This is a genomic window from Acidovorax sp. KPB24-07 (assembly GCF_057543315.1).
The window spans coordinates 1-2,334 of the sequence record NZ_BAAJYS010000472.1; the positions used below are offsets into that span (position 1 = coordinate 1).

The window sequence follows — 2,334 nt, forward strand, 5'->3', positions numbered from 1 at the left end:
TGATGAGGTCGTTCACGCGCTTGACCTGCGCCACGATGTCGGCCATGGTGCGGCCGGCCTCTTCCACCTGCTGGCTGCCCGCGTCCACCTTCTGCACGCTGTCGGTGATGAGGCCCTTGATCTCCTTGGCGGCGTCGGCGCTGCGCTGCGCGAGGCTGCGCACTTCGCTGGCCACGACGGCGAAGCCCCGGCCCTGCTCGCCGGCACGGGCGGCTTCCACGGCGGCGTTGAACGCCAGGATGTTGGTCTGGAAGGCGATGCCGTCGATCACGCCCACGATGTCGGCAATGCGGCCGGCGCTGGAATGGATGCCCTCCATGGTGGCCACCACCTCCGTCACCACGCCGCCGCATCGTTCGGCCAATTGCGTGGCCTCCTGCGTCAGGCGGCGCGCGGCCACGGCCTCCTGCACGCTGTGGCGCACCACGCCGTCCAGCTGCTCCATGGATGCGGCGGCCTCCTGCAGGTGCGAGGCGGTGCGCTCGGTGCGCTGGCTCAGGTCGCGGTTGCCGGAGGCGATCTCGCCCGAGGCCGACGCCAGGCCGGCCGCGGCCTGGTGCACGTCGGCCACCACGCCATTGAGACGCCCCAAGGCACCCCTGCAGCGCCCGGGCCGCCGCGCTGCGCACGGCCACGTGGCCCACGTCCAGCGACAGCTGGCCGTTCGGCTGCAGGCGGCACAGCTGCTGCAGCTCGGCCGACTCGATGGCGTCGGCCCGCGTGCGCAGGGCAATGCCTACTTCCACGGCGGTCTGCACCACCACGAAGCTGGCATGGATGAGGATGCGGCCGAAGTCGGGCTCGGTCAGGCAATAGATCGGCAGCCCCGCCAGTTGCAGCCGGTCGAACGCGATGTGGTGCACGGCGATCAGCCCCGCCGCGAAGAGGATGGGCCGCCAGTCGCGGTAGGCCAGCAGGAAGGCCAGGAACACGAACACGCCGAAGTGCATTTCGGTGGCGCCCAGGCTGAGCTGGATGTGCAGCGCCACCATGCCCATGCCGGCCACCACCATGGCCAGCCGGCTGAGCAGCGTGCCGCGTGCCAGCAGGTAGGCCAGGGCGGCCAGGCCCGTCAGCCCCAGGCCCCACAGCGCGGCGGTGCCGGGCCGGCCGTGCACCACGCCGATCCAGAGGGCGACGGCCCCGCCCAGGGCGACGATGCCCAGCAACAGGGCGTCAGCCCGGCGGCCGATCGCATGCAGGGCGTCGTGCGCGCCCATGGAGATGTCGTGGATGCCGTCGCGTCGTGCCATGCGGAGTGCTCCCTGCAGTTTCGGTTGGGACAGGCCGCGGGGGCAGGCAACGCAGGGGTTGCACCGGAGAATCGGTATCAGCCATCGGGACGCGGCAGGAAACATGTTGTAACGCAGCAGGCCCGCAGGCGTCAATCGGAACGGCGTGGGAGGGGCCTTCCCGCTCAGGCCGGCAAGGGCGGCGGCGGTGCGGTTGCCGCGCCGCGGCGGCCCGCAGTCCGCTGTGCCAGCCAGAAGACCGGCAGGGCCAGCACCGCGCAGCCCGCCAGCACGGCGAACGCGAGGCCGAAATGCCCCTGCGCCCCGACCACGCTGTTGGCAACAGCGGGGCTCAGCGCGGCGCCCACGCCTTGCAGCGTCATCACCAGCCCCAGCGCGGTGTTGTAGCGGCCGCTGCCGCGCACGTACCGTTCCACCATCAGTGGCGTGGCCACGCCCAGCGCGCCGGCCGCCAGGCCGTCGAGCACCTGCACCGGGATGTTGGCCCAGGCATCGGGGATGGCCCAGGCGATGACGCCCCGCACCGGGAGCGCCAGGATGGCGATGTAGACGAACACCTGCAGGTCCCACCGCCGGCTGCGCGACACCCACAGGGCCACCGGCACCATGGTGAGTTGGGCGACCACGATGGCGACGCCCGTCCACAGCAGCGGGGACGAGTCGGGCACCGTGGCGGCGAGCCGCTGGTTCAGCAGCGGCAGCATGGACGCATTGCCCAGATGAAAGAGCGCGCAAGCCAGCCCGAAGCACCACAGCGCGCGGTGGCCCAGAAACGCGCGAAAACCTTCGGGTGCCACGGCTTCGGGATGGGAGGAGGGGGCAGGCTTGGCACTGTCGGCTTCGGCGCCGCGCGCGGCCACATGGTCGATGTCGCCGGGCCGGATCGCCCGCAGGCAGGCCAGCGCACCCACGGCCATGGCGGTCATGACGACGAGCATCCAGGGCGCGCCCATCCAGTGTGCGAAGGCCGCGGCCCCCAGCGCGGACACGATGTTGCCGGCGTGGCTGTAGGCCTCGTTGCGGCCGGTCTGGTGGCGCAGGCCGGCGCTGCGCGCCAGCCCGAGCGTGAGCGCGGCCAGTG

General features: G+C 72.2%; 1 protein-coding gene and 1 pseudogene. Both read right to left on the minus strand.

Translation table 11 applies throughout. From position 1 onward, the window contains the following. A pseudogene (locus AC27IQ_RS22710) lies at nucleotides 1–352 on the minus strand (methyl-accepting chemotaxis protein); the annotation flags it as partial. Between the two features lie 1,065 nt (nucleotides 353–1,417). Continuing rightward, the coding region (locus tag AC27IQ_RS22715) for an MFS transporter (protein WP_487090889.1) at nucleotides 1,418–2,334 on the minus strand (917 nt) is incomplete at its 5' end.